The sequence below is a fragment of the uncultured Mailhella sp. genome (genome assembly GCF_944324575.1).
In the GTDB taxonomy this organism is placed as follows: Bacteria; Desulfobacterota; Desulfovibrionia; order Desulfovibrionales; family Desulfovibrionaceae; genus Mailhella.
This window is the reverse complement of record NZ_CALUWV010000036.1, coordinates 1-24,201: the sequence shown is the minus strand read 5'-3', so window position 1 is coordinate 24,201 and position 24,201 is coordinate 1. Positions and strand designations below refer to the sequence as shown.

The 24,201-nt window shown below is 57.6% G+C and carries 21 protein-coding genes and 1 tRNA gene; 18 read left to right on the top strand and 4 right to left on the bottom strand.

Translation table 11 applies throughout. The features are described 5' to 3' along the window. The 13 genes from Q0J81_RS06150 to Q0J81_RS06090 all read left to right on the top strand — a co-directional run. A partial coding sequence (locus Q0J81_RS06150) for a hypothetical protein (RefSeq protein WP_294446604.1) occupies positions 1–459 on the top strand: 459 nt, incomplete at its 5' end. A gap of 220 nt (positions 460–679) precedes the next feature. Then, positions 680–1,603, top strand: a complete 924-nt coding sequence (rarD, locus tag Q0J81_RS06145) for an EamA family transporter RarD (protein WP_294446603.1) — start codon at positions 680–682, stop codon at positions 1,601–1,603. Continuing rightward, positions 1,600–2,688, top strand: coding sequence for a flavodoxin-dependent (E)-4-hydroxy-3-methylbut-2-enyl-diphosphate synthase (ispG, locus tag Q0J81_RS06140; protein ID WP_294446602.1), 1,089 nt, complete (start codon positions 1,600–1,602; stop codon positions 2,686–2,688). Before rarD ends, ispG begins: the two co-directional genes overlap by 4 nt. A 10-nt stretch (positions 2,689–2,698) precedes the next feature. Next, the gene (locus Q0J81_RS06135; RefSeq protein WP_294446601.1) at positions 2,699–4,438 is read left to right on the top strand and encodes a proline--tRNA ligase; all 1,740 of its coding nucleotides are present in this window, start codon (positions 2,699–2,701) and stop codon (positions 4,436–4,438) included. 209 nt (positions 4,439–4,647) lie between these two features. After that, positions 4,648–6,117: an exodeoxyribonuclease VII large subunit gene (gene xseA, locus Q0J81_RS06130; protein WP_294446600.1), complete on the top strand. Its 1,470-nt coding sequence runs from the start codon at positions 4,648–4,650 to the stop codon at positions 6,115–6,117. Between the two features lie 40 nt (positions 6,118–6,157). Next, positions 6,158–7,066 carry a M23 family metallopeptidase gene (locus Q0J81_RS06125; RefSeq protein ID WP_294446598.1) on the top strand — a complete coding sequence of 303 codons (909 nt, stop codon included), beginning with the start codon at positions 6,158–6,160 and terminating at the stop codon, positions 7,064–7,066. After that, a complete protein-coding gene (xseB, locus tag Q0J81_RS06120; protein WP_294446597.1) occupies positions 7,063–7,296 on the top strand; it encodes an exodeoxyribonuclease VII small subunit in 234 nt (77 codons plus the stop codon). Before Q0J81_RS06125 ends, xseB begins: the two co-directional genes overlap by 4 nt. A 61-nt stretch (positions 7,297–7,357) precedes the next feature. Further along, on the top strand, positions 7,358–8,239 hold the full coding sequence (locus Q0J81_RS06115; protein ID WP_294446596.1) for a polyprenyl synthetase family protein: 882 nt from the start codon (positions 7,358–7,360) through the stop codon (positions 8,237–8,239). A gap of 17 nt (positions 8,240–8,256) precedes the next feature. Continuing rightward, positions 8,257–10,209 (top strand): 1-deoxy-D-xylulose-5-phosphate synthase, encoded by a 1,953-nt coding sequence (dxs, locus tag Q0J81_RS06110; RefSeq protein WP_294446595.1) that lies wholly within the window; start codon positions 8,257–8,259, stop codon positions 10,207–10,209. Continuing rightward, positions 10,196–10,897, top strand: coding sequence for a thermonuclease family protein (locus Q0J81_RS06105; RefSeq protein ID WP_294446594.1), 702 nt, complete (start codon positions 10,196–10,198; stop codon positions 10,895–10,897). Before dxs ends, Q0J81_RS06105 begins: the two co-directional genes overlap by 14 nt. Before the next feature lie 23 nt (positions 10,898–10,920). Continuing rightward, positions 10,921–12,900, top strand: coding sequence for a DUF2075 domain-containing protein (locus Q0J81_RS06100; protein ID WP_294446593.1), 1,980 nt, complete (start codon positions 10,921–10,923; stop codon positions 12,898–12,900). A gap of 199 nt (positions 12,901–13,099) precedes the next feature. After that, positions 13,100–13,663: an ACT domain-containing protein gene (locus Q0J81_RS06095; RefSeq protein ID WP_294446592.1), complete on the top strand. Its 564-nt coding sequence runs from the start codon at positions 13,100–13,102 to the stop codon at positions 13,661–13,663. Positions 13,664–13,684: 21 nt separating this feature from the next. Further along, positions 13,685–15,055, top strand: a complete 1,371-nt coding sequence (locus tag Q0J81_RS06090) for a PFL family protein (protein ID WP_294446591.1) — start codon at positions 13,685–13,687, stop codon at positions 15,053–15,055. 458 nt (positions 15,056–15,513) lie between these two features. Here Q0J81_RS06090 and Q0J81_RS06085 read toward each other — a convergent pair. Next, positions 15,514–15,600 (bottom strand) — tRNA-Leu (locus Q0J81_RS06085). Between the two features lie 171 nt (positions 15,601–15,771). Between Q0J81_RS06085 and Q0J81_RS06080 the strand changes: the two genes are divergently transcribed. The 3 genes from Q0J81_RS06080 to mltG are packed head-to-tail and all read left to right on the top strand — an operon-like array spanning position 15,772 to position 17,901. Further along, complete coding sequence (locus Q0J81_RS06080) at positions 15,772–16,287, top strand: phosphatidylglycerophosphatase A (protein WP_294446590.1); 516 nt, start codon at positions 15,772–15,774, stop codon at positions 16,285–16,287. A 4-nt stretch (positions 16,288–16,291) separates the two neighbouring features. Next, on the top strand, positions 16,292–16,720 hold the full coding sequence (ruvX, locus tag Q0J81_RS06075; protein ID WP_294446589.1) for a Holliday junction resolvase RuvX: 429 nt from the start codon (positions 16,292–16,294) through the stop codon (positions 16,718–16,720). Next, positions 16,717–17,901, top strand: a complete 1,185-nt coding sequence (mltG, locus tag Q0J81_RS06070) for an endolytic transglycosylase MltG (RefSeq protein WP_294446588.1) — start codon at positions 16,717–16,719, stop codon at positions 17,899–17,901. The genes ruvX and mltG overlap by 4 nt, the downstream gene beginning before the upstream one ends. 421 nt (positions 17,902–18,322) lie before the next feature. Here the strand turns inward: mltG and Q0J81_RS06065 are convergent, their stop codons facing one another. The 3 genes from Q0J81_RS06065 to selB all read right to left on the bottom strand — a co-directional run bounded on the left by Q0J81_RS06065 (position 18,323) and on the right by selB (position 21,905). After that, positions 18,323–19,390, bottom strand: coding sequence for a YIP1 family protein (locus Q0J81_RS06065; RefSeq protein WP_294446587.1), 1,068 nt, complete (start codon positions 19,388–19,390; stop codon positions 18,323–18,325). Between the two features lie 75 nt (positions 19,391–19,465). Then, on the bottom strand, positions 19,466–19,987 hold the full coding sequence (locus Q0J81_RS06060; RefSeq protein WP_294446585.1) for a 3'-5' exonuclease: 522 nt from the start codon (positions 19,985–19,987) through the stop codon (positions 19,466–19,468). Between the two features lies 1 nt (position 19,988). Next, positions 19,989–21,905, bottom strand: coding sequence for a selenocysteine-specific translation elongation factor (selB, locus tag Q0J81_RS06055; protein WP_294446583.1), 1,917 nt, complete (start codon positions 21,903–21,905; stop codon positions 19,989–19,991). Positions 21,906–22,092: 187 nt separating this feature from the next. Between selB and ffh the strand changes: the two genes are divergently transcribed. Together ffh and rpsP are read left to right on the top strand one after the other, a co-directional pair. Next, the gene (gene ffh, locus Q0J81_RS06050; protein ID WP_294446582.1) at positions 22,093–23,604 is read left to right on the top strand and encodes a signal recognition particle protein; all 1,512 of its coding nucleotides are present in this window, start codon (positions 22,093–22,095) and stop codon (positions 23,602–23,604) included. Between the two features lie 30 nt (positions 23,605–23,634). Further along, positions 23,635–23,874, top strand: a complete 240-nt coding sequence (rpsP, locus tag Q0J81_RS06045) for a 30S ribosomal protein S16 (RefSeq protein WP_294446581.1) — start codon at positions 23,635–23,637, stop codon at positions 23,872–23,874. Positions 23,875–24,201 lie beyond the last annotated feature (327 nt).

The following is a 24,201-nucleotide window of genomic DNA, read 5'->3' as shown; positions in this document are numbered from 1 at the left end:
GTCAACTACAGCTTTGAAGGCCATCAGATAGAGCGCACGCGCGGCGTTCGCGTGCTCACTCAGGACGAACTGGCGCTCAAGGACGTCAGCATGACCTATGTTTCCCGCCTCATGGGCCGCGAGTACACCCGCGCTCCCCTGTTCCGCAAGGTCCTCCAGTCCATCTGCTGGCAGGTGAGCAGCGGCAGCGAAGTGCTGGTCGTCGGTGAAATTCAGGACGACAAGACCGTCAAGGGCGGCACGGGCTGGGGCGCCGAATTCGCCAAGCTGTGCAACAAGCCTCTCCTGGTCTTCGACCAGAAGCGCGACGCCTGGTTCCGCTGGATCAACGACGACTGGGTGAAGAAGGAAGATCCCATCATCAAGCATTCCCGCTTCACCGCCACCGGCACCCGCTTCCTCGAAGCCAAGGGCCGCCGCGCCATCGTGGAGCTCTACGCCCGCTCCTTCAACCGCTAGCGCGCAGCCCGAAGACCTCTGCCTTTCCGTCCGGACTTCCGCATGACGCCGGTTTCCTGATGGAGCAGTCTTCCGCCCGCTTCTGCGGGCAACAGTCCTTGTCTCTTGCAGTCCGCTCTTCCGCCTTCACACGGGAGAGCGGACTTGCTGACTGCAGAGAAGCCGCAGCCGCCGCGCGGAGCGTCTTCTTCCTTCCGGGCGTCAGCTCTCCCTCTCCGCCATGATGCATCCACACCTGCCCTCCCTTCTGCCCAAAGAATGTTCCGGTTCCTGCGCCGGCACCGGAGCGGGACTTTTCGCCCATCTGCTCTGGGGCGTCGCCGTGCTTTTCTGGCCGCTGCTCGGCGGTCTGAATCCCATTTCCATCATGGCGCACCGCATGATATGGACCGTGGTCTTCCTCGGGCTCGTGCTCGCGGCAAGCCGCCAGTTCCATGCCGTCAGAACGGCGCTCGAAAACAAAAAACTGCTGCTGCCTCTCTTCGCCGCCGCGCTTCTGCTCGGCCTCAACTGGAGCGTGTATCTGCTGGCCGTCACGAGCGGCCGCATCGTGGAATCCTCGCTCGGCTACTTCATCACGCCTCTTCTCAACGTGCTCATGGGGCGGCTTTTCCTCGGCGAAACGCTCTCGCGCCCGCAGGCTGCGGCCATCGCTCTGGCCTTCGTGGGCGTGGCGGCCAGCATCATCGCCTACGGGCACATTCCCTGGATAGGCTTCATCCTTGCGCTCTCCTTCGCCCTGTACGGCTATGTGCAGAAAACCCTGCGCATGGCTTCGGCTCCCAGCCTGTTCGTGCAGGCGCTCATGCTCATGCCCGCCGCGCTTCTCTGGCTCGGATTCACGGAAGAAGGCTTCGGCATCGTGGGATACGGTCCGCTCAGACCCGTGCTGCTCGTGAGCACCATCGCCTTCACGGGCCTGCCTCTTCTCATGTTCGGCTATGCCGCGCGCCGCGTCACCCTGGCCTCCATAGGCATACTCCAGTACGTCAGCCCTTCCATATCCTTTCTTCTGGCCATCACCGTGCTCGGCGAAAGCATGAAGCCTTCCGACATGATATCCTTCCCCGTCATATGGCTGGCTCTTGTCATCTATACCTGGGACGCGCTACACCATCTGCGCGCCTTCAAGGAGAAATCATGAACGCTCCCCACAGAAATCACACCAGGCAGCTCAAGCTCGGCAACGTGCTCATCGGCGGCGGCGCGCCCGTCGTGGTGCAGAGCATGACCAATACCGACACGCGCGACGCCGAGGCCACGCTGGAACAGATTCAAAGGCTCTGCGCCGCAGGCTGCGAGGTGGTGCGCCTCGCCGTGCCCGACGAAAAGGCAGCCTCCGCGCTCAGAACCATCGCCGACCGCTCGCCCGTGCCCCTCGTGGCCGACATTCACTTCGACTACCGCCTGGCGCTTGCCGCGCTCGACGCAGGGCTCAGGGGACTGCGCATCAATCCCGGCAACATCGGCGGCGAAGGGCCCGTGGACAGCCTTGCCGCGGCCGCAAAGGCAAACGGCGCCGTCATACGCGTGGGCGTGAACAGCGGTTCCGTGGAAAAGGATCTCCTCGAACGCTACGGAGGTCCCACGCCCGAAGCACTGGTGGAAAGCGCGCTCTCCCACGTTCGCATGCTGGAAAAACGCGGTTTCTACGACATCAAGGTGTCCCTCAAGTCCTCCTCCGTGCCCGACACCATAGCCTCCTACCGCCTCATGGCGGAGCGGGCGGACTATCCCCTGCATCTCGGCGTCACCGAGGCGGGCACGCCCATGCGCGGCACGGTAAAATCCGCGGTGGGACTCGGCCTTTTGCTTTTTGAGGGCATAGGCGATACCATACGCGTCTCTCTCACGGCCGACCCCGTGCGGGAAGTGGCCGTGGCCTGGGAAATTCTGCGGGCCACGGGCCTTCGCAGCCGCGGACCGGAAATCGTGTCCTGCCCCACCTGCGGCCGCACGGAAATAGACCTCATCGGCATGGCCGAAAAGGTCGAGGAATACGTGCAGACCCACCCCGCAGCCGCAAAAAGCCGTCTCAAGATCGCCGTCATGGGCTGCGTGGTCAACGGGCCGGGAGAAGCCCGCGAGGCCGACATCGGTCTGGCCGGCGGACGCGACAAGGGCGTCATTTTCCGCAAGGGCAGAATCCTGCGTTCCGTGAACGGTCAGGAAGCGCTGCTTGCGGCCTTTCTTGAAGAACTCGACAAACTTCTTACCCCTAACGACTGAAGGATCCTCTATGCGCTGGAGCCGTTACTACATCCCCACCCTGAAGGAAGCCCCCGCCGACGCCGAAGTCATCAGCCACAAGCTGCTGGTGCGCGCGGGCATGATTCGCAAGCTCACGAGCGGCATCTACACCTGGCTGCCGCTCGGCCTCCGCACCCTGGAAAAGGCCAAGGACATCGTCCGCCGCGAAATGAACGCCGCCGGAGCCATTGAAGTGCTGCTTCCCATGGTGCAGCCCGCCGAACTGTGGCAGGAATCCGGCCGCTGGAAGAAGTACGGCAAGGAGCTTCTGCGCTTTCAGGACAGGCACGACCGCGACTACTGCCTCGGCCCCACCCATGAAGAGGTCATGACCGACCTTCTGCGCGGCGAAGTGAAGTCCTACCGCCAGCTTCCCCTGAACCTGTATCAGATTCAGACCAAATTCCGCGACGAGGTGCGTCCCCGCTTCGGCCTCATGCGCGGCCGCGAATTTCTCATGAAGGACGGCTATTCCTTCGACGTGGACGACGAGGGCGCGAACAGAAGCTACGCTTCCATGAAGGACGCCTATCACAAGATATTCAGCAGCATGGGCCTCGACTTCCGTCCCGTGGAAGCCGACTCCGGCGCCATCGGCGGTAACTTCTCCCATGAGTTCATGGTTCTTGCCGAAACCGGCGAAGACGCCATTGCCGCCTGCACCAACTGGCCCGAGTGCACCTGGGCCGCCAACGTGGAGCGCGCCCCCATCAGCACGACCTTCACGCAGGACGAAACGCCCTGTCCCGTCATGGAAGAAGTGGCCACGCCCGGCCAGCACACCATTGAGGAAGTATGCGCCTTCCTCGGCGTGTCTGCGGACAAGCTCATCAAGACCCTGCTCTTCATGGCCGACGGCAAGCCCGTGGCCGTGCTTCTGCGCGGCGACCGCGAGCTCAACGAAATCAAGCTCGCCCATCTCATCGACGCCGACGACATCCAGTTCGCCACGCCCGAACAGGTGCAGGCCATGACCGGTGCGCCCGTGGGCTTTGCCGGTCCCGTCGGACTTGCCGGAGTGGAAAAGATCTACGCCGACAAGGAACTCATGGCCGCCAACGACTGGATTGCCGGAGCCAACAAGGCCGACGCCCATGTGCGGCACGTGAGCCTCGTGCGCGACGTCACCCTGCCCATCGAATGGGCGGATCTGCGCAACGCCGTGGCCGGCGATCCCTGCCCCTGCTGCGGCCGTCCGCTGGAAATCAAGCGCGGCATCGAGGTGGGCCACATCTTCAAGCTCGGCACCAAGTACAGCGAAGCGCTGCACGCCGTGTTCCTTGACGAAAACGGCAAGGAAAAGCTCATGATCATGGGCTGCTACGGCATCGGCGTATCCCGCGTGGTGGCCGCCTGCATCGAACAGAACTTCGACGAGCACGGCATCATGTTCCCGCCGCAGCTCGCGCCCTTCGACGCGCACATCGTCTGCCTCGACCCGAAGAACGCCGACGTGGCCGCCAAGTGCGACGCCATCGACGCCTTCCTCACCGCGCGCGGCATGGAAACGCTGTACGACGACCGCGAGGAGCGCCCCGGCGTGAAGTTCAAGGACGCCGACCTCATCGGTCTGCCCATCCAGATCACCGTGGGCGGCAAGGGCCTTGCTCAGGGCGTGGTGGAAGTGAAGAACCGCCGCACCGGCGAAAAGTCCACCATTCCCGCCGACAGCTTCGAGCAGGACTTCCCCGCCTGGTATCAGTCCGTGCTGGAATGCTGGAAGCGCTGACATGACGCCGCCGGGGCTCTGCCCCGGCGGCATTTTCCGCTCCGCGCTTCTTCCTTCACGGGAAGACGCCCGGGGCGGACACGTTTATCCCGCGGATGCGCCAAGAAGAGAACTTTTCCCCTTTTCTGAAGCCGCAGACGCACGTCCTCCGCGCCGAAAGCGTTTTTCTCCCGCACTTTTCGACACGGACATTTTTTCGGAGACGAGACATGGACGCCATTCTCAGCGTGCGACAGGTGACGGAGCGACTGCGCCAGACCGTGGAAGCCCGCTTTCCATACGTCTGGGTGCAGGGCGAGGTAACCAACCTCTCTCGCCCCTCTTCCGGCCATGTCTACTTTTCCCTGAAAGAAGACGACAGCCTGCTGAACTGCGTCTGGTTCAAACGGCAGCAGAAGGACGAAGCCTTCGATCCGCTTACCGGGGAAGTCTGGGAAGACGGACCTCGACCGAGCCTTGCACGCACCATGGAAAACGGCCAGACGCTCGTCTGCGCCGGGCGTCTTACGGTCTACGGAGCGCGCGGCCAGTATCAGATGATCGTCGATCTCGCGCAGACCGCAGGACTCGGTCTGTGGCATCAGGAATTTGAAGCTCTCAAGCGCAGGCTCGCAGCCGAAGGGCTGTTCGATGCGGCCAGAAAAAGGTCCATTCCCCGCGAGCCCAGGAAGGTCGCCGTCATCACCGCACCCGGCGGAGCCGCCATACGCGACTTCATCCGCATAAGCTCGACGCGAGGCCTCGGCTCGGAAATACGCATCTATCCCGTCCCCGTGCAGGGAGAAGACGCGCCCCCGCGCATCGTGGAAGCGCTGGACAAAGCCGGACGCGACGCCTGGGCCGAAGTCGTCGTGCTCATCCGTGGCGGCGGTTCCGTACAGGATCTCTGGGCCTTCAACGACGAACGCGTAGCCCGGGCCGTATACCGCTGTCCCATTCCCGTGCTTGCGGGCATAGGCCACGAAATCGACCACAGCATCACTGACTTCACGGCCGACTATTCCGCCGCCACCCCGAGCCACACCGCCCAGATTCTCTGGCAGGAACGTCATGTTCTCGCCCAGCACGTCGACGGGCTGGAAACGGCGCTTCAGACGGGCCTCTCCCGCAGGATGAACACGCTGACACTCCGGCTCGAACACGCCCGCCGCGCGCTTTCTCTTCTCTCGCCCTCGGAAAGGATGCGGGCTCAGAACGAACGACTGGATGCACTGATGCGGCGCATGCGCGCCGGTCTGGAACAACGTGTGGAAAAAGACGCGCGTACCGTGGAAACCCTGAGGGCGGCACTGCGCGCCCAGACCTCCCGCATGGATGCTCTCGCTTCAACGCTGGAACGACTTTCCCTGCGCCTTGCCGGCGCGGGAGAAGCCCGTCTTCAACGGGCCGAAGCCGAGGTGGAACGACGAAAAGCGGCGCTTCTGCCCCTCGGACGCATGACGGGCATGGCGGAAGAGAAGGCACTCACGCGGCTGGAAGCGCGCCTCCAGGCGCTTGATCCCTTTGCCCCTCTGCACCGGGGCTACGCCATGGCCTGCGACGAGCGGGGAAAGCTCCTGCGTTCCGTCACGCAGACCTCGCCGGGACGAGCGATTTCCGTCATGCTTGCCGACGGGCGCATCTTCGGCACCGTGACCGGCACGGAGCCGTCGGAGCCCGACGACGCCCGGCAGTCATGATTTTCCCCTACCTTTTCACCCCACCCGGACGGATTGTCTCATGAAACGACTTCTGCTCGCGCTCATGCTCATTTTCGCTCTTTCAGCAAATGCGGAAGCTGCAAAAATTTCCGTGCCCGACAAGGTAAGTCAGGGCCATGCCTTTCCGGCAGCCGTCACGGACTCCGCGCCCTTTGAAGCGGTCTTTGCCTGGCGCGGCGAGAGCTTCCGCGTGCAGGCCCTGCGCGAAGCAGACGACCTCTGGAAGGCGGAAATGCTTCTGGCCATGCCGCTGGACGCACGGGGCCAGCATTCCCTCATGCTGACGATCAACGGAAAAACGCAGTCCGTTTCGGTGACGGCCGTATCCGTGCCGTGGCCCGAAAGCATTCTGAAGGTGGCCCCAAAATACGTGGAACCTCCCCGCGAGGTACAGGAACAGATAGCCCGCGACGTGAAACACAGCCGGAAAGCGCTTGCCGTACGCACGGAAAAGCGCTGGACGCTGCCGCTGCTGAAGCCGGTTCCCGGAGGAGTGACCAGTCCCTTCGGAGGTCGCCGCGTGTTCAACGGCAAGCCCCGTGCGCCGCACAAGGGCACGGACATGCGCAGTCCGGAAGGCGCAAAAGTTCTCGCCGTGGCCGACGGAACCGTCATTCTCTCCGAAGCGCAGTATTTCGGGGGCAATATTGTATACGTCGATCACGGACAGGGCGTCGTGAGCACATACGCGCATCTCTCAGCCTTTGACGTCACGCCCGGACAGAGCGTAAGAAGGGGACAGGTCATCGGTCGTTCCGGCTCCACGGGGCGCGTGACCGGGCCGCATCTGCATCTCGGTCTTCTGATTCAGGGCACGGCTGTGGACGTCATGCCCCTTTTCTCAGACCCTCCGCATCTTGTGGGCGGCCCTACCCGCAGCATTTTCGACAACAAGCAACCGGCCGGAAAAAACCGGAGTGCCCGATGAAAAAGAAAGAACCCACCTTTGAAGAACGACTGGCGCGGCTCCAGGCCATAGTGACCGCTCTGGAAACCGGCGACAGCCCGCTTGAAGAAAGCGTGGCCCTGTATAAGGAAGGCCTGGCCCACGCCGCCGCCTGTCGTGAACAACTGGAAAAGGCACGTCACGACATACGTCTCTGCACGGAAGCGGGCACCGAGCCCTTTGACGCCGGCAGCCAGGAAGAAGACAATTAACCGAGCCGGAACGCGTTCCGGCGGCCCCTCAGGGGCGGCTTTCATCATGCAAGGGGGACATATGCCCGCAGATCTTCGCGGCAGAGTGGAACAGTACCTCTCCGCTGCCTTTCTCGACAAGGAAATACCTTCCCGTCTGTCCGACGCCATGCGCTACAGCCTTCTTGCCGGGGGCAAGAGACTGCGCCCCGTGCTCTGCCTTGCCGTGGCCCGCGCCTGTGCGAAGGACCGGGTCGAAGAAATAACCGAGGCCGTTCTGCCCTTTGCCGCCGGTCTGGAAATGATACACACCTACTCGCTCATTCACGATGACCTGCCCGCCATGGATGACGACGATCTGCGCCGAGGCTGCCCCACCTGCCACAAGGCCTTCGACGAGGCTACGGCCATTCTTGCGGGCGACGCGCTGCTGACCAACGCCTTCAGCCAGATGACGCGTGCAAACGTGCCCGTGCATGCGCTGCTTGAAGCCGTGCGGCTCACGGCCGACGCAGCCGGAGCCGCGGGCATGGTCGGAGGGCAGATGCTGGACCTGCAGGGAGAAGGGAAAAAACTTTCTCTGGAAGAGCTGCGCATTCTCAATGAAAAAAAAACCGGAGCTCTGTTGTTCAACGCCTGTGAATGCGGCGCAGTGCTCGCGCAGGCCTCTCCGGAAGAACGTCATGCAGCGCGTTGCTACGGCAGTGAATTGGGCATTGCGTTTCAGATAACCGATGATATACTTGATGTCGTTGGCGACGAGGCCACAGTAGGCAAAGAGGTCCGCCACGACGCAGAAAGCGACAAGGCCACCTGGCCGTCCCTCGTCGGCCTGGAAAAAGCGCGAGAACTGGCTCGCAGACACTGTCAGGCCGCCGAACAGGCACTGAACGGCGTATTTTCCGGCCCCGATGCCGAATTTCTGCGCGAAACCGCCCGCAAACTCGTCAACCGTACGCACTAATCTCCTCAAGGATTCCCATGACCGACAAGCCCCTGCTCTCCAGCCTGCGTCTTCCCGAGGACATCCCAGGGCTCTCCCTCTCCCTCAAGCAGGAACTGGCACAGGAGCTGCGGGACACCATCATCCGCGTGGTCACACAGAACGGCGGACATCTTGCCCCGTCCCTCGGCGTAGTGGAACTCACCATAGCTCTGCTTTCCTGCTTCGATCCCGCACGCGATCCCATTGTCTGGGACGTGGGACATCAAAGCTACCCCTGGAAGCTGCTTACGGGAAGGGCTGACCGCTTCGACACGCTGCGCCGCTACGGCGGACTTTCCGGTTTTCCCAACCGCTCGGAAAGTCCCTACGACTATTTCGGCGTAGGGCACGCCTCCACCTCCATTTCCGCCGCCCTCGGCATGGCCGCCGCGCGCGACCTTCGAGGCGGCAGGGAACACGTGGTCGCCGTCATCGGCGACGGTGCGCTCTCCGGCGGCATGGCGCTTGAAGCACTGAATCAGGCAGGAGGCATGGGCAACAGGCTCATCGTCATTCTCAACGACAACAAGATGTCCATTTCCGAGAATACGGGGGCTCTCTCCCGCTTTCTCAGCCGCAACCTGTCCCACAGCACGGTCATGCACATCAAGCAGCACGTGGCCAGGGTTCTTTCGCGCCTGCCCAAGGGCGATTCCATCGTGGACATCATCCGCAAGGGAGAAGTCAGCTTCAAATCGTTCTTTACTCCGGGCATGCTCTTCGAGGCCTTCCAGTTCAACTACATAGGCCCCATCAACGGCCACGACATTGCCCAGCTCGAACGGCATCTCGAAGCCGCCAAGCAGCTCGACATGCCCGTTCTTCTGCACATACGCACGCTCAAGGGCAAGGGGTACGGCCCTGCCGAAAACGATCCCTCGCACTTTCACGGCATTTCCGCTTCCGTGGCCGACGAAATAGACGTGCCTCCCCAGCCCAAAGGCTGGAAGCCTTCCGGCCCGGGATTCAGTCATGCCTTCGGCGAGGAGCTCTGCCGCCTTGCCGAAAAGGATCCCGGAATATTTGCCATCACGGCAGCCATGCCCGACGGTACCGGCCTTCAGCTCTTCCATGAACGCTTTCCGGAGCGCTTCGCCGACGTGGGCATCTGCGAAGAACACGCCGTCACCTTTGCCGCAGGACTCGCCTCGCGCGGCTTTCATCCGGTGGTAGCCATCTACTCCACGTTCATGCAGCGTGCCTACGATCAGATCATACACGACGTCTGCCTGCAGAATCTGCCCGTCACCTTCTGTCTCGACAGAGCCGGTCTCGTGGGCGAAGACGGTCCAACGCATCATGGCGCGTTCGATCTGTCATGGCTGCGCGTGGTCCCCAACATCACGCTTGGCGCGCCCCGCGACGAGGCTTCGCTCAAGAAAGCGCTTGCCATCGCTCTCTCCATGGACAAGCCCATAGCTTTGCGCTATCCGCGCGGAAGCGGCCGCAAGCTCGACGCATCGCGCCTCAGATTTGCGGGAGCTCTTCAGAATCCCGGAGACTATCCTCATCCCGGCGAGGGCCAGCTTCTTCTGCGCGGCAATACGAAGGTATGCATACTGGCCGCCGGACAGCGCGCCTTTCCCAGTGTGGAAGCCTCGCTCTGGACGGCGGAAAAAACCGGCCTTCTCGCCTCCGTGTTCGACGCCTGCTGGGTAAAACCTCTGCCGGAAAAGCAGATACTCGAGCTTGCATTTCAAAACGACGCGCTGCTGATTGTGGAAGAAAACAGTCGTCTCGGCGGTTTCTCCTCCGCCGTTCTGGAACTTCTTGCCGATCACGACGCCCTCGGACATCTCAAAATCCGCCGCCTCGGACTGCCCGACCGCTTCATTCCCCATGGCCCGGTTCGCCGACTGCGCGCCGACGTGGGACTCAACGTTTCCGGCATCGCGGCGGCGCTGAAAGAACTTCTGCAAAACGCCGCGCCTGCCGATGAAAAAGCGTAAGTCCTTCTTTCCCCGCAGACGAAAGGGCTCCGGTCGCTACGGCCTGGAAGCCGCCATTCTGTGCGTGCTTCTCATGGTGGCCGCCTACGTGGGTTCCGTGGACAGACCGGAAGACGCCGTCCGGCAGGTCACGCAGGAAGCCGTCTCCAGAAAAAGTCAGTCCGTTGAAAAAAATGTGACGGATGCCGCAAAAAGCGCGATCAAAAGCCTCCGCGCAGCTTCCGCCGGAAAAGCGACTCCTGCGGCGGACGACAGAGAATACCGCCTCGTCCGTGCCGCCGACGGTGACAGTTTCGAGTTGAAGGACGAAAAAAACCGCATCGTTCGCGTGCGCCTTTACGGCATTGATGCACCGGAAAGCGCCCAGCGCTTCGGCAAACAGTCGCGCCAGCACCTGACAACGCTCATCAAGGGCAAGGATCTGCGCCTGAAAACCATGTACCTGGACAACTACAAGCGCTCCGTGGCCATCGTGTACCTTGTCGAGGGAAACGGCATTGATGAACGCTCCGTAAATCAGCGTCAGATACAGGCAGGCATGGCATGGGTGTACGATTACTTCTGCACAGGAGACATCTGCAAGACCTGGAAGGTGGAAGAGGCCATGGCCCGAAAAGAAAAACTCGGTCTGTGGAAGGACGACGACCCGACGCCCCCCTGGCAGTGGCGGAGAAGCCACAAACGCTAAAAACAGATTACAAGCATAATGATATGAAAAAATTAGTATCTTACTACTCTGAAGATATTAAAAAATTTTTAGATCAGTCCAATCAAGAAATCCTTGGAATTATTCAATCTAATAATATATCTCATGCTGTAACATCAAACCAGATATATGCATGGGAATTAGAAATAGAAATATTAAAAGAGCAATTAAATACTTTAAAAGAAGGAAGGATTATTTTTGAGTACATTATTCCAAGGATGGGAAAAAGAGTTGATACTATCTTAATATATAAAAATATTATATTTATATTAGAATTTAAATGTGGAGATACTTATTATAAAAATTCATCAATAGATCAAGTATATGATTACGCTTTAGATTTGCGTAATTTTCAAAAAGAAAGCCATAATAAACTTATTGTACCAATTGTTGTTTCGACACATGCAGAAGATAAAAATATAAAAATACAAGAAAATAATAAAATTATTAACCCCATATGCTGTAACTCTTCAAATATAAAAAATGCAATTAATGTCATATCATCGCATTTTATTGAAAAAAATTTCAACTATATAGAATGGGAAAATTCCGAATATTTTCCAACACCTACAATTATTGAAGCTGCTCAAGCATTATATTATGGACATCATGTTACAGATATTACACGAAGTGATGCTGGAGCAAAAAACTTAACTATTACTACTGACGAAATTAATAAAATAATAAATTTTAGTAAAGAAAAACATAAAAAATCTATTTGCTTTATAACTGGAGTACCTGGAGCTGGAAAAACATTAATTGGTTTAAATATTGCTATTCAACGATCAAATGCACGACAAGGAGAACATGCCGTATATCTTTCTGGAAATTTTCCTCTTGTAACAGTTCTACAAGAGGCTCTTGCTCGTGACAAAGTAAAACAAGAAAAAAATTATGGTCGTTACTTATCAAAATCTGATGCATTAAGAAGCGCTTCTTCTTTTATTCAAATTATTCATAAATATCGTGATTCGTTTGTAGAAAATAACAACATTCCTCCAGAACACATTACCATATTTGATGAAGCCCAAAGAGCTTGGACTCATGACATGATACAAAAATTCATGTCATCAAAAAAAGGTATTTTATATTTTCCATACAGTGAACCTGAATTTTTAATCAGCACTATGGATAGGCATCAAGACTGGGCAGTTATTCTTTGTCTTGTTGGTGGAGGTCAAGAAATTAATACAGGAGAGGCCGGCCTTCCAGAATGGTTTGACGCCTTACGTCGTCGTTTTTCTCATTGGAATATTTATATTTCTTCTCACATTAGTAATGATGAATATATGTATGGACGTTCATGGAATGATATAATATCTAATTTAAATATATCAAAAAAAGAAAATTTACATCTAAATACATCAATACGTTCCTTTAGAAGTCCATATTTATCAGATTTTATAAAATATATACTTGATATTAAAATCAATGAAGCACGTAATCTCTATCACTTTTATATAAAAAACAACTACCCTATAGTATTAACTAGAGATTTAAACCATGCAAAAGATTGGATAAAAAATCAATGCCAAGGAACAACACGCTGTGGCCTTCTTGCAAGTAGTGGAGGATTACGACTCAAGGCTGACGGCATATTTGTAAAAAATGCTATATCTATTGAAAACTGGTTTCTTAATGACAAGTATGATGTTCGTTCTAGTTATATGCTCGAAGATGTCGTTACTGAATTTGATATTCAAGGCCTAGAACTTGACTATGCACTTATAGCATGGGATGCTGATTATCGTTTTTATAATGGAAAATGGGAATATTATACTTTTAAAGGATCAAAATGGAACAACATTCATTCTATAGAAAAAAGACGATATTTAAAAAATGCCTATAGAGTGCTTCTTACTCGTGCACGTCAAGGTTTAGTTATATTTATACCTAAGGGTAATAATAACGATATTACGCGTAAACAAGAATATTACGACGGTACATTTAATTATTTAAAATATCTTGGTATTCCAGAATTATAATATATTATTAACACTATAATTGTTGATATATTCCTAGCTCCTCTATCTTTATTTTTAACATCTTTGAAAAACCGCAGAAGTCCAAACATCGCTTGACGGTTCTCGCCGTTCCCGTCTATCCTTTTCGCATTTCCCGAGATCATGGCCCTGCGCGGCTTTTCACGCCGGGCCCAAACCCTCTTTTTGCATCGAGGCGACCGTGAATCACATTGTCATTTCTGTCATCGGACGCGACTGTCCCGGCGTAGTCTATGCCATTGCCAGCGCTCTGTCCAAGGAAAAATGCAACATTGAGGAACTGAGCCAGACCATTCTGAAAGGTCAGTTCGCATCCATATTCATTGTATCCGCCCCGGAAAACGTCACCGAGGAAGACATTCAGCGCGTGGTCAGTCTCAACCTCGAAGCCCGTCACATGGACCTCACCGTTGCGGCGCGCACCTTCGAGACGGATACCTTCTCCAGCTCCGAAGAAACCGAGCCCTTCGTCGTCACGGTCAACGGCTCCGACAGGCCGGAAATCATCGCCATGATCTCCGGAGTCTTCGCCGAACAGAAGGTGAACATCGAGAATCTCAAGGCCATCCGCATGGATGAGGACAGCAACGAATGCGTGCTGGTCTTTGAAGTTGCGCTTCCGCTTTCCATCAACCGCAACGCCTTCCGTCAGATGCTTCAGGCCAAGGCCCGCAGCGTGGGTCTCGCCATCAGCATCCAGCACGAAAACATCTTTGAAGCCATCCATCGCGTACCCATCGTCTAACCCGCATCACAGGTCTGCCCCATGCTTACTGAACGCGAAGTGCTCAGCACTATCAACATGCTCCGCAACGAACATCTCGATGTTCGTACCGTCACCCTCGGCATCAGCCTCTTCGACTGCGTCAGTCACGACTTCGACGTGTTCTCCTACAAAGTACGCGCCAAAATAGCCAAATATGCCGCCCATCTCGTGGAACACTGCAACGAAGTGGGCGCAAGATACGGCATTCCCGTGGTGAACAAGCGCATCAGCATCAGTCCCATGGCCGTCGTCGGCGCGGGCTTCGATGCCGATCAGATGGTGCGCGCCTGCCAGATGCTCGACGAAGCCGCCAAGGAGGCGGGCGTCGACTTTCTCGGCGGTTTCGGCGCCCTTGTCGAAAAGGGCATGACTCCCGGCGACCGCGCGCTCATTGATTCCCTGCCCGAGGCCCTCGCCACCACCGACCGCGTATGCTCCTCCATCAACGTGGCATCCTCCAAGGCCGGCATCAACATGGACGCCGTGGCGCTCATGGGCCGTCAGATCGTCAAGGTGGCCGACGCCACCAGAGACCGCGACGGCATAGGCTGCGCCAAGCTCGTGGTGTTCGCCAACATTCCGCAGGACGTACCCTTCATGGCCGGCGCCTATCTCGGCATCGGCGAGCCCGACGTGGTCATCAACGTGGGCGTTTCCGGCCCCGGCGTGGTGAAGAAGGCCATCGACCGCGCCAAGGAAACCCATGAGAATCTCACGCTCAGCGACGTGGCCGAAGTCATCAAGTCCACGGCCTACAAGGTGACCCGCGTGGGCGAGCTCATCGGCAAGGAAGTGGCCGGACGCATGAACATTCCCTTCGGCGTGGCCGACCTTTCTCTCGCCCCCACCCCCGCCGTGGGCGACTCCGTGGGCGAAATCTTCCAGAGCGTGGGCCTCTCCTCCATCGGCGCTCCCGGCTCCACCGCCGTGCTCGCCATGCTCAACGACGCCGTGAAGAAGGGCGGCGTGTTCGCCTCCTCCCATGTGGGCGGCCTTTCCGGCGCGTTCATCCCCGTTTCCGAAGACTCGAGCATTGAAGCCGCAGCCAACTGCGGCGCGCTCACCATGGAAAAGCTCGAGGCCATGACCAGCGTCTGTTCCGTGGGCCTCGACATGATCGCCATTCCCGGCGACACCCCGGCCACCACCATTTCCGGCCTCATCGCCGATGAAATGGCCATCGGCATGATCAACACCAAGACCACCGCCGTGCGCGTCATTCCCGTGCCCGGCAAGGGCGTGGGCGAAACCGCCATCTTCGGCGGCCTTCTCGGTCAGGCCAAGATCATCCCCGTGAACACCGGCGACGCTTCCGCCTTCATCAATCTCGGCGGCCGTATTCCCGCCCCCATTCACAGCCTGAAGAACTGATTCCGGTCACCATGCATTGAGTAAAGGGAGGAAAACAATCGTTCGTTTTCCTCCCTTTTCTTTCCGGCCGACCTTTTTTCTGCAATCATGTCGGCAAAACAAATGCAGAGAATTATTCTTCCGCGTATATTCCGGCACTCCGCCTGACACTGGCTCGGTCCGTAAAACAAAAGAAAAACGCTCTCCCGTCTTTCGTATGCGGCGGTCAATCTGGTCGGGATGGACATTCTGAAATAATAGACTCCGCCCGTCCTGCGCTGAAGGTACATTTCCATACTCCGTAGTTCCGACAAGAAAAGTTCCATAACTAAAAATGAACAAAATGTCGGTGCCGGTTTATAAGAATCTGCCGAGGGGAAGCAGTACAAGCGTACGGTACAGGCGGATTTTCTGATTTCTTCTTTCAGCAACAAAAAAAGCCGTGTAAAAACACGGCCTTGCTTTTGAATAATTTGAAATGGTACCCGGTGCGGGGGTCGAACCCGCAAGCCCTTGCGGGCGAGGGATTTTAAGTCCCTTGCGTATACCAGTTTCGCCACCCGGGCACACGTCTTTCGTATCAGCACAGGCAAAGGATGACAAGAAAAAAGGTTGAGAGCGAATGCCGTCTTACATATTCCGTTCCCTTCCCGCCTGCGGTCGCCGGTTCTTCCTCCCCTTGCCAAGAGTGACGGGAGCTTCTATCCTGAATCAAACTTTGACCTGCTGGAGTTTTCATGACCTCCTTTGATACCATCATTCTGCATTTCTGCCGTCTCGGTCCCGCGGGACTTGCGCCTAAGGCTCCGGGCACGGCAGGAGCCTTTTTCGCGACGATTCTCGCGCCTTGTCTCTATCTTCCCCTCTCCCTTCCCTGGCGGCTCGTTTTTCTGCTCGTACTTTTCATTCTCGGCGGCTTTGCCGCCTCCCGCGCAGAAACGCTGCTGAATCGTCAGGACCCGGGCTGCGTGGTCATCGACGAGCTTGTCGGTCAGTGGGTAACCATGCTCTGCCTCAGCAGCTTTTCGTCCGCTTCCGGCTGGAGAGACGTGGTATTTCTCCTGGTTCCGTTTCTATTCTTCCGCTTTTTCGACATCCTGAAGCCGTGGCCCGTACATGCCTCGGAAAGCTGGCTTCCCTCCGGCTGGGGCATCATGATCGACGATGTGCTGGCCGGCGTATGGGCACTTTTATGCACCAGCGTGGTCATGGTGATCATCAACATCGTCTTCCCCGGCACTCTGACTCTGTAACAGCATGAAATATCTGGCCATAGACTACGGACTCAAGCGGGTGGGCATTGCCGTTTCAGATATGGACGGCGCCTTTGCCTTTCCCAGATGTACGCTGAAAAGGGAAACCAAGGCTGCCTTTTTTGCCCAGCTCCTGGAACTTCTGGACAGGGAACAGGCCGACGCCATTGTAGTCGGACTGCCCCTGTACACCGACGGAACGGAATGTCTCACTACCGTGCAGGTACGCCATTTCGTGGAATCCCTGAAGCGACGCACGACGCTGCCCGTATACTGGATGAATGAAGCTCTGAGCAGCGCCGCTGCGGAACATGAACTCTACGACTTCGGCATGGGCTTTCGGGATGTAAAAAAGGTGGTGGACCAGCAGGCCGCCGTGCTCATTCTCGAGAGCTTTCTGAACCAGCCGGAAGAAAGGAGACTGAGGGCATGACTCCGGAAAAAACAGAAAACGAGACCCCCCTCAACGACAGTCCGATAACCGGTTCTGCATTCGAAAAGACCGATGAGCCTTCAACCGAAGACACTCCTGCAGGACAGAACAAAAAGCCGCAGGCTCCACGTCGCAGACGGAGACCGCTGCTGTGGCTCATGGTCTTCGTGCTCATGGTCTGCCTCGGTGCAGGCACCTGGGCATGGCGCGACGCGCGCAACTTTCTGGACACCCCGCCTCAGGATCCGGGCAAAAGCCTCATAGTGGACATCGAGCCCGGCATGACGCTCGCGCAGGTAGCCGCCATGCTGGAAAAGGAAGAGGTGATCACTGATGCCTGGCGCTTCCAGATGCTGGTCCGCTACAAGGAAAAAAGCCGGAATATTCAGGCCGGACGATTTCTGGTAAGCACAGGCTGGCTTCCCGAAACGGTGCTGGACATGCTGGTCTCCGGCAAGGCCATGCTCTACAGGCTGACCATACGCGAAGGACTTGCCTGGTGGGACGTGGCGGAACTTGTGGAGGATGGCGGATTCTGCAAGGCCGCGGATTTCACCTCCGTCATTCATGATCCGGAATTTCTTCGTCACTGGGGCATTCCCTTCGACTCTGCAGAGGGTTTTCTTTATCCCGAGACCTATCTTCTGCCCCGTCCGCGAGAACTGAACCGCGACGCGGCAAAAGCCGTGGCCAACCGCCTTGTGGAAATGTTCTGGCGCAGGGCCGACAAACTGTGGCCCAACGGCAAAAGGCCCTCCACGGAGGAGCTCAAGCGCCTCGTTACTCTGGCGTCCATTGTGGAAAAGGAAACCAGCGTACCCGAAGAGCGTGCCCGCGTGGCAGGCGTATACGCCAACAGACTGGAAAAGAACATGTTGCTGCAGGCAGACCCCACAGTCATCTACGGTCTGGGACGCAGCTTTGAAGGACCGCTTCTGCGCAGTCAACTGGACAACGCGAACAACCGCTACAACACCTATCAGAATCCAGGCCTGCCGCCCGGCCCCATATGCTCGTTCGGATCTTCAGCGCTCAAGGCCGCCATCAGCCCGGAAAAGCACGACTATCTCTATTTCGTGGCCACAGGGCGAGACAGGGGGCACACCTTCTCCAAAAACCTGAATGACCATAACCGGGCCGTGCGCAACTACCGCGCCGCGCTCAGGGAAAACAAGAAATAGACGGGCATTCATGCTCCGGGGAGTCCTCCCCATGAAACTTCTTTCCTCGCTCGTGCTCATGATTTCCTGTCTCCTGGGACTCGGCGCGTGCCTTGTCATCCTGAAAATGCTGGGATTTTTTGCCTGATCCACCAGCATGACGCCGGGACTCTGCCCCCTTCCCCACGGTAACCACGCCGGAGAAAAACCACAAAAAAGTTCTTTTCGAATACGGGGAGGATATCACCCCCCGCCAGCAAGAGACACACAAGACGCAACGCACATTCGCCTCCCGCAGAACGACAGTGATCATGCACGCACAGGGGAGGACCAGGAAACTTCTCTCTGGAACATCACGAAAAAACGGGGCTCCGCAGTCATGCGGAACCCCGTTTTCTGTTTTCATGCGGAGGCGTCGTCTCTGGCCGTTTCCGAAGCGGAATCAGGACATGCCCGCCATGAATGCGGGAATCTGGGAAACCAGTGCAAACTCAAGAATATAGAGCGGCAGCAGAGCAAGCACCGTACGCGACCATGAAAGGTTGAGCGCGAACTTGCAGCCCATGAAGGCCGCCGCTACGAACCAGACGGACGCAATGAGACTGCCCACCATGGGCACAATGCAGAACACGAGCGGCGCGGCACTGTAGCACACCACGCGCAGCGTGGTGGAAAAGTCCGCCCGATCCGGCTGCACCATGCGTATCATCAGATGATAAAGTCCCGCCAGAATCACCGCCTGAAAAATGGAGAAAAACGGCGTGACCAGCAGCATGAGCGGCAGATTCATGCTTTTCATGAGCGCTTCGGCCATGGCCAGCGTCTGCGGATCGGTAGCCGTGCTCGTCAGCTCCTGCAGAGCCTTCATGGACCAGAGACGTGAGGCAAGCATCTGGAAAAGACTCAGAAGCACGTAAAAAAGAATGGGGCGGACCAGCGAAAAGCTGCAGCGCACATGCCGGAAGAAATCCGGTGCATGGAAGAGCACTCCGAGCAGCGTACGGGAAAAACTGCCCCAGAAGCCATAGTATTCCGGACTTTCCCAGGGAGCGCCGTCCGGGCGACCATCGTGACGGGAAGCAGGTTCCTCCTGCCCCTCGTCATACTGGCGCACATGCTCGCGCACGCTCTGCCAGCGTTCCCAGAGGCTTTTCGGGCGCTGCGGACTCTCCGGGCTCTCTGCAGGAGTCTCGTCCTTTTTCTCCGCAGGCTCAACCCTGTTGAACTGCGGAATCTCGGCTCCGGGAGGAAGCGGATCATCTCCTTCCTGCTCCGTGGAAAGATGCGGAACCGCAGGCTTGGGCTCCGCCGTGGGAACGCTCTGTCCCGGGTTCTGAGCAGCCGCAACGTTTTTTTCCGGCTCGTCGGAAGAAGACTGCGCATCCTCCGGCAGGGAGAAATGAAACACGGTGGAGCAGCGCGGACAAGTCACCTTGTATTTCTTTCCGGGCCGTATGGAGGCCGTGGGCACGTCACGCCTGAAACGGCAGGAAGGACATTCAATAATCATGACAACCTCACAACGTATTTGCTTTCAACAAATATAGACCGGCCTGCCGCTCCGGGCAAGACGTAAGACACGCTTTTACCCCTTGAGCATCATTTCCTCGTCCGTCATGCCGAGAGAACGGAGATGAAGATAGATTTTTGCGGCAGCCAGAGCGTCGGAGGCCGCATTGTGATGATCCAGCTCCAGTCCGAGGTATGCGCACACATCGTTGAGACGATGATGAGGAAGATGAAGTCCACGTCTCGAGCCCTTGACAGTGCACGCGAAGGGAACACTCGGCGCTTCCAGACCGAAGGCCCGGCAGCATCCGAGGAGCACTCTTCTGTCAAAGCTTGCGTTGTGCGCAACAAGAAGCCGAGCATCCCCGAGAAATGCCCGTATGTCCGGCCACAGATCGGCGAACGTGGGCTTGTCCTTCAGCATTTCCCAGGTAAGTCCGTGAATTTCGGTAAAGTACACCTGCTGGCGCGGCGGACGGATAAGACTGTACCAGCTTGCCGTCACCTGCCCCTCTTCCATACGGGTCATCCCCAGGGCGCACGCGCTGTCGGCATACTTGTCGGCAGTTTCAAAATCCAGCGCCACGACGTGGGCCATGTCACGCGCTCCTGCCCCGAAGAACCCGCTTGTCGCCCACGCGCATGGTGAGCTGCTCCTTGTCGAAGTGCTCAAGCAGGGCAATGCCGTTCTTTCGTGAAATGCCGGAAATATCGCGAAAATCACCGGGCGTTATTTCGTTGTGATCCTGAAGGAACTGCCGCACCTTTTCCCTGAGCTCGTCCATGACGGCAGAAATATAATAGAGATCTTCCTTGATCTTCACGAGCGAGCCTTCTGAAACGAGCAGCTTGAATATGGGCTGGGCCTGACGCGCCGTGATGCCGAGCTCGGCAAAGAGCTCGGTATGGTTCGGCGGCATGAGGGGGGAGGCTTCGTGGGCCTTCAAAAGCGCATCCTTGAGCGCCTGCTGATCGTCGGCCAGAGACACCTTGTGCTCCGGCAGACGCAAAAGCTCGCCTTCGGCCACAAGTCTGCCCGAGCGGATGAGCTTCTCAAGGACAAAATGTGCCAGCTTGGGCGGCACGCCGGCTCCCATGCCGGCAAGAATGACGCCCTTGGCCATGCCGTGTTCCAGAGGATTCTTCTTATGAAAGGCCTCCGTGGCGGCAAGAGCGCGGTCAAGAAGTCTGTCCAGCCAGGTGGACGAAATCCAGCAGCGGGTATCCTTGTCCCAGCAGAAGACGCTCCCCTTGCCGGACATGGCCTGCAAATGCTTTTCCAGCGACTTCCGGCTGAGATCGGTCAGAATGGAAAGATCAGCCTGCGTTGCCCCGAAGCGTCCGGCGAGCTCGAGCTGTACGCCGATGCGCGTCTGCTCGTCGGAGTCGGGCAGAGCCATGAGCCGCGCCTGCATGTCTTCGTCGATGTGACTGCGCCTCGGCGCACCGTCCAGCGGATATAAAATGGAACCGCCGGCCACGGTACGCAGGGGCGAGAACGCCCGAACGATGCATCGGTCACCGAAAATGCCGGCCACGGGCTCGGAAAAATGTACTTCCGCAAGCGCGGACTGGCCGGGCTCGAGACGGTCGCGGTCATAAAAATACAAACGTGCGGCAAGCTCCCTCGCGCTGTGATGGAAATGCACCTCGCCGCGATGACGCAGCCCCCGGGGAGAGGACTTGAGACAGGTCAGCTCCACGATCCATCGCTTCGAGTTCTTCATGGTTCCTGTATGGGTAACCACGTCGCCGCGGCTGATGTCCTCCACGCCGAGGCCGTGCAGGTTGAGAGAGATGCGGTGACCGGCCTCAGCCACCTCCTGCGCCTGACCGTGGCTCTGAATGCTGCGGATATGCGAGAGTTTTCCGCTCGGCAGAAGCTCCACTTCGTCACCGCACTTCGCTGACCCGGAAACGAGCGTTCCCGTAACCACGGTGCCGTGCCCCTTGAGGGAAAACACACGGTCTACGGGCAGACGGAACAGATCGGAACGCCTTCTCGGCTGACGGCGGCTTTCCTCGACCATGGCGGCGCGAAGAGCGTCGAGTCCCTCTCCGGTCACGGAGGACACGGGGAAAATGGGCGCACCTTCAAGGAAGGTGCCCGTGAGAAACTCCCGCACGTCCTCCTTCGCAAGCTCCAGCATTTCGGCATCGACCATGTCTGTCTTGGTGAGCGCCACAATGCCGTGCTTCACGCCGAGCAGCGTGCATATTTCCAGGTGCTCACGAGTCTGCGGCATGACGCCCTCGTCGGCAGAAATGACGAGCAGCACGAAATCTATGCCGGAGGCCCCGGCCACCATGGTACGCACGAATTTTTCATGGCCCGGCATGTCCACAATGCCCATGCGCTCCCCGCCGGGAAGATCGGCGTAGGCGAAGCCCAGCTCTATGGTGATGCCGCGGCGCTTCTCTTCACCGAGACGGTCGCAATCTATGCCAGTAAGCGCCCTGATGAGCGACGTTTTTCCGTGGTCGATGTGACCGGCGGTTCCCATGATGACGGACATGACAGCTCCTGAACGTTCAGTTTTCCTGAGAGGTGCACAGGATACCCGCGCAGGCGCGCGAGGGCAAGAGGTGGAAGAAGATGCGGAAGGCAAAGGCGACACAGACGCCAGAGGCACGTTTGACTTGACTTGAAGGAAAAAGTTGCGTAACGGTTCTTAGTTCCAAGTCATAAGAACAGGAAAGACGATGTTTGAAAGCCTGACAGACCGACTCTCCGGCGTGTTCCGCAATCTCAGCGGTCGCGCTCAGCTCACGGAATCCAATATCCAGGACGCTCTTCGCGAAGTTCGACTCGCGCTTCTTGAAGCCGACGTCAACTTCAAGATCGTCAAGGAATTCGTGGATCGCGTGCGTGAGGCAGCGCTCGGCGTTCAGGTGATGAAGGGCGTCACTCCGGCGCAGCAGGTGATTCAGGTCGTTCACGAAGAACTGGTCAAGCTGCTCGGCGGAGAAGACACGGAGCTGAAGCTTCAGGGTGCGCAGCCCGCCGTCATTCTCATGGTCGGCCTTCAGGGTTCCGGCAAGACCACGTCTTCGGGCAAGCTGGCCCTTCTGCTGCGCAAGCAGAAGATGCGTCCCTATCTCGTGCCTGCCGACGTCTACCGCCCCGCCGCCATTGATCAGCTGCGCACGCTGGCCAAGCAGCTCGACATCCCCTGCTTTGATTCCACGCCGGACATGAACCCGGTGGACATCGCCCGTGCGGCCGTAGAGGACGCAAAGGCGAAACAGTGCACCGTGGTCATTCTCGACACGGCCGGACGCCTCCACGTGGACGAACCGCTCATGCAGGAGCTCGTGTCCATCAAAAGCGCCGTGAATCCGCAGGAAATCCTGTTCGTGGCAGACGCCATGACCGGTCAGGACGCCGTTACCGTCGCCGAATCGTTCAACGATCATCTCGGCATTACGGGCGTCGTTCTCACCAAAATGGACGGCGACGCCCGCGGCGGCGCGGCGCTCTCCATCAAGTCGGTCACCGGCGCGCCGGTCAAATTTGTCGGTATGGGCGAAAAGCTTTCCGAAATGGAAGTGTTCCATCCCGACCGTGTTGCGGGCCGCATCCTCGGCATGGGCGACGTGCTCACCCTGCTGGAAAAGGCGCAGAGCGAAATGGAAGCCGAAGAGGCCGAAGCCCTCGCCAAAAAGATGCAGAAGGCCAAGTTCGATCTTGAGGACTTCCGTACCCAGATGCGCCATATGCGCAAGCTGGGCTCTCTTGAATCGCTCATGAAAATGATTCCCGGTCTCGGCGGACTCGCCAGCAAGCTGGGCGACATGAGCGGACATGAAAAGGAGCTGAACAGAACGGAAGCCATCCTGAACTCCATGACCAGTCAGGAACGCCGCAACCCCGATATCATCAACGGCAGCCGCAGGGCCCGCATCGCCAAAGGTTCGGGAACAAAGGTGCAGGACGTGAACATGCTTCTGCGCCAGTTCGAACAGATGAAGAAAATGATGCAGTCCATGATGCAGCCCAACCGTCACGCGCCCCGTATTCCCCAGGGCATGATGAACCGGCTGGGAGGCATGGGCGGCATGCCGGGCTTAGGTGGTCTGCCCGGCATGGGTGGCCTGCCGGGAATGGGCGGCATGCCGGGACTGCCCGGCGGTGTGCCCGGATTGCCTGGCAGCGGAAAGTCCGCTACCAAGAAAAAACGCGACAAGCAGAAACGTAAAAACAAAAAAAGGTAGCCCCGCTGCCTATCCTATCAGGAGTGAGATATGTCCGTTAAAGTGAGAATGACCCGCTCTGGTTCCAAGAAGCGTCCCTTCTACCGCATCGTGGCCATCAACAGTGACAGCCGCCGCGACGGCCGTCCGCTGGAATTTCTGGGCTACTACAACCCCAACACCAACCCCGGCACCCTGAGCCTCGACAACGAAAAGCTCCAGGCCTGGATCGGCAAGGGCGCTGAACTGTCCGACACCGTGCGCACCCTTCTCAAGAAGCTGGGCAAGTAAGGTCTTTCCTTCAAGGACTCGATCCCGTCTCCCGCTTCGGCGGCTGACGGGTTTTCGAGTTTAAACGCTCGTCTGTTGCAAAAAATGCAGAAAAGCGTCTTTTCCGCCGCATTGCCGGCAGTCCCGCCCCAAACGCCTTGCGTGCCGCACGACACGCCGAGTCTCGCTCAGCCTGCGGCTGTATCTCGCGCGCCGGAGCCTTTTCAGAACGCGCAGCACCTCTCGCGCTTTCTGCATCACACTTCCATGACTAGGTTCAGGACTCATTAAATATAAAAGATGACAATGGCAGCGAGACAAATGGCCGAAAAGAACGTGTGGGCACAA